Source organism: Photobacterium sp. OFAV2-7 (assembly GCF_022347985.1).
In the GTDB taxonomy this organism is placed as follows: Bacteria; Pseudomonadota; Gammaproteobacteria; order Enterobacterales; family Vibrionaceae; genus Photobacterium.
On record NZ_JAKRFQ010000516.1, the window covers coordinates 1 to 3,665 of the forward strand.

A 3,665-nucleotide genomic window follows, 5' to 3' on the forward strand; every position below is an offset into this window, starting at 1 on the left:
ACCGAACTTAACGGTAACAGTGCCCAGGGCGGCGATAATAGCCTTGCGCGTTTGGAGCGTATGATTGAGGCGCGAAACCAGGTGCAGATTGATATGCAGCGTCAGCTGGATCAGCTTGCATCTGAAATGGATGAACTACGCGGTCTTGTCGAGCGCAATAGCTATGACCTGAGTCAGATGCTGGAGCGACAGCGAGAATTGTACCGTGAGGTTGATGCACTTAGCCGCCAGCCTCAGAAAGAAGTCGATGAAACGTCAGATTCCACTCCGGCTTCTACTGAGACGTACACCAGTAACGTGAGTGAAAACGAAGCCTATGAAAGCGCCGTTAACCTGATCCTCAAGGAAAAAGATTATCCTGGTGCGGTCAAGGCATTTCAGGCGTTCTTGTCGGCTTATCCTGAGTCTGTGTACAAGCCCAATGCCCACTACTGGCTTGGTCAGCTGTACTTTACTCAAAGCCAGCTGAAAGAGGCCGGTGAGCAGTTTACGGCTGTGGCTAGTTTCAGTGACTCTAACAAGCGGGCTGATGCCATGCTGAAGCTTGGCGTGATCGCCGAGCGAAGCAAAAAGCCGGATGAAGCCAAGAAGTATTACCAGCAGGTAATTGAGCTTTATCCGGGCTCGACCAGCTCCCGCCAGGCTGAGAAAAACCTCAAGGCGCTTGCTAAGTAGCCATGTTGCAGCCATTGATAAAGGCCAGTTTTTACTGGCCTTTTTTATTTCTATAACGAAACAGTAACAGTACGCTCGCCAGAAAGGTGATTATTTCGATGTTTGCGGTGTATAATGCTCGGATTAGTAAGGACGAGCTGATAGAGCAATCGAGAAATGAGCCTGACATTTGATCCCTCAGAAATGGTATATCCGTTTCCACCGAAGCCAACGCCGCTGACTGTTGATGAGCAGCTGGCATACAAAGAGAAAATCAAAGCCCTGTTGAAGGAAGAAGACGCGGTTTTGGTTGCCCACTACTATACCGACCCTGAAATTCAGGCGCTGGCTGAAGAGACCGGTGGATTTGTCGGTGACTCTTTGGAAATGGCCAAGTTCGGTAACCAGCACCCGGCGAAAACCCTGGTGATTTGTGGTGTTCGTTTCATGGGGGAATCAGCGAAGATTCTGACGCCGGAAAAGCGGGTATTGATGCCTACGCTTGAAGCCGAGTGTTCTCTGGATCTCGGTTGCCCGGCAGACAAGTTTACCGAATTTTGTGATGCCCACCCTGATCATACAGTGGTTGTCTATGCCAACACGTCTGCGGCGGTGAAAGCACGTGCCGACTGGGTAGTCACATCAAGTATCGCGCTGGAGATTGTCGAGCACCTTGATAGCGAGGGCAAAGACATTATCTGGGGCCCGGACCGCCACCTGGGTTCTTACATTCAGAAACAAACAGGTGCTGAAATGCTCTTGTGGCAGGGCGAGTGTGTGGTGCATGACGAGTTCTCGTCCAAGGCGCTACGTGATATGAAGAACCTGTATCCAGATGCGGCTATCCTGGTTCACCCTGAGTCCCCGGCTTCAGTGGTGGCGCTGGCTGATGCGGTCGGCTCGACAAGCCAGCTGATCAAAGCGGCCAAGACTTTGCCTAACAAGCAGTTAATAGTGGCAACCGACAAAGGTATCTTTTTTAAGATGCAGCAAATGGTGCCTGACAAGGAACTGATTGAAGCGCCAACTGCCGGTGCCGGGGCAACCTGCCGTAGTTGTGCCCATTGTCCGTGGATGGCAATGAATGGTCTTCAGGCTATTGAGCAAGGTCTGCGTGAAGGCGGCGAGCAACATGAAATTTTTGTTGATGAGTCACTGCGTGAAAAATCACTTATCCCATTGAATCGTATGCTGGACTTTGCTGCTGAGCTGCAATTGAAAGTGAAGGGCAACGCGTAATATTATTGCAGAATGATGAAGATGAGAATGGCGACCTTATGGTCGCCATTTTTATCGGCTATAGTTCGACAGTTTAAAAGACTGGTACAACAAGGATAAACAACAATGAGCCAGACAATGTTAACGGTGGCATTGCCAATAGCCCTCGCATGGATGATGTATTGCGTCGGGCTGACCCTGTCTACCACAGACTTTAAGCGGGTAGGGCAATATCCTGGCCGGGTGCTTATGGGGCTGGTGGCCCAGTTGCTAGGGTTGCCGTTGCTGGCATACGTCATTATTACCTTGTTTGCGCTGCCAGAGCCGGTGGCGATAGGCCTATGGTTATTGGCACTGGCGCCGGGTGGAGCCTCGTCGAACGCGATAACTCATATGAGCGGCGGTGATTCAGCGCTTTCTATCAGTATGACGGCGGTCAGTAGCCTGATCATTCCGTTCAGCCTGCCGCTGATGCTGGTATTGCTTGTGCCGGATACCCAGTTAGTCTTCCCGCTTAAAACGGCCATTTTGCAGCTCACTGCGGTCACACTTATTCCCGTATTACTGGGTATGGCGACTAGACATTGGGCAAAGGGGCGCTGGTTTGAAGGCTTTTCTCATTTTGCCGGCCGTTCGGCGCTGGGGGCACTGTTTTTGACAGTCATGGTGACGGTTGCCGCCAATACTGGCGTTTTTCACCAGCTATTTTCGGTAGCATCGGTAGCGGCGCTTAGCCTGTGTGTGGCGGGTATGCTGCTGGGGGCTTCGGTAGCCAAGATGCTTCGTGGTGATAGGGTACTAACAAAGACGTTATCGATAGAAGTCGGGGTACAGAATGCCGGGACGGCTATCTTCGTTGCTGTAGTACAGTTGCAACGCCCGGAGCTGGCACTGACGCCGTTATTGTATGGATTGCTGATGAACTTGCCGGCTTTTGCGATGATTTATGTCTATCAGCGCCGTAAGTTAGCTAGCGTATGAAATCAGAAAGACGTTGCGGTAAATAGGCTACGAAATGCGGCGTTGCCAGCATTTCGTAGCTCTTCATTATTATTGCTCTTGCACCAGTGCCTGTGCTTTTAGTGTCAGGCCGCATAGCATGGTCGGAACAGAGTTGAAGATTTCTTCGAACTGAGCAAGGCCGTCGGCACCTTCCTGAGATAGGGCTTCCATCGCATTTTCAGGATCATAAAGCAGGCTGAAGCATAGCAACACACCACCTAGCAACGCATTGTCCTCACTGCCTTCCGGCATGATGGTGTCCCAGTCGTCACGGGAAAGCTGCCAGCCTTGTAGTACACCTTCCGCCAGTTCACGGGTTGCTTCGGTAACCAGCTCTTTGTCATCAAGCGCGCAGCCTTCCGGCCATTGCCATTGGCCTGTCAGTAAGGCCTCGCGGATTTGGTTCCACATATTGACGATTTCATTGGCATAGGTTTCAAGCTCTTCGTGGCTTTCAAACGGTGAGGTTTCATCGCCCCCCCATAGAAAAGCCAGCCACTCGGACGGATCAATCAGGTGTGGTGCTGCTGCCATCGCGGTAACAAAACCTCGGGTCTGGGCTTCGGACAACAGTTGCTCGGCTAGCTGTGGGTTTTTCAGTAACTCACTTAGCGGTGAAGACATAATACAATCTCAGTTCGGTTGTATGTTTTCCCTCTATGCCGACATTATCTGGCATAAAGTGTTAACAGTAATAGATAGAATGGTTGCAATGCTGGCTATTGTAACAGCCTGGGGTGCTCTGCACAGCCTCGCCGGGGCTTTTATCGCTGCAAGGGCTGATATCGTTG

4 protein-coding genes are annotated in these 3,665 nt (G+C 51.2%); 3 read left to right on the top strand and 1 reads right to left on the bottom strand.

Going from position 1 to position 3,665, the window contains the following annotated elements; genetic code table 11:
* The 3 genes from ybgF to MHN01_RS20080 all read left to right on the top strand — a co-directional run.
* Window positions 1-675 (top strand): tol-pal system protein YbgF (gene ybgF, locus MHN01_RS20070; RefSeq protein ID WP_239413000.1); only part of this gene is annotated, 675 nt, incomplete at its 5' end.
* A gap of 156 nt (window positions 676-831) precedes the next feature.
* Complete coding sequence (nadA, locus tag MHN01_RS20075) at window positions 832-1,893, top strand: quinolinate synthase NadA (protein WP_239413002.1); 1,062 nt, start codon at window positions 832-834, stop codon at window positions 1,891-1,893.
* 105 nt (window positions 1,894-1,998) lie between these two features.
* Window positions 1,999-2,853, top strand: a complete 855-nt coding sequence (locus tag MHN01_RS20080; protein ID WP_239413004.1) for a bile acid:sodium symporter family protein — start codon at window positions 1,999-2,001, stop codon at window positions 2,851-2,853.
* Window positions 2,854-2,922: 69 nt separating this feature from the next.
* Here the strand turns inward: MHN01_RS20080 and MHN01_RS20085 are convergent, their stop codons facing one another.
* The gene (locus tag MHN01_RS20085) at window positions 2,923-3,498 is read right to left on the bottom strand and encodes a UPF0149 family protein (protein WP_239413006.1); all 576 of its coding nucleotides are present in this window, start codon (window positions 3,496-3,498) and stop codon (window positions 2,923-2,925) included.
* Between the last annotated feature and the right edge of the window lie 167 nt (window positions 3,499-3,665).

Bases quoted from the DNA above. Each gene is read 5' to 3' on its own strand.
- nadA (WP_239413002.1), top strand. From the start codon at position 832: ATGAGCCTGACATTTGATCCCTCAGAAATGGTATATCCGTTTCCACCG.
- MHN01_RS20080 (WP_239413004.1), top strand. From the start codon at position 1,999: ATGAGCCAGACAATGTTAACGGTGGCATTGCCAATAGCCCTCGCATGG.
- MHN01_RS20085 (WP_239413006.1), bottom strand. From the start codon at position 3,498: ATGTCTTCACCGCTAAGTGAGTTACTGAAAAACCCACAGCTAGCCGAG.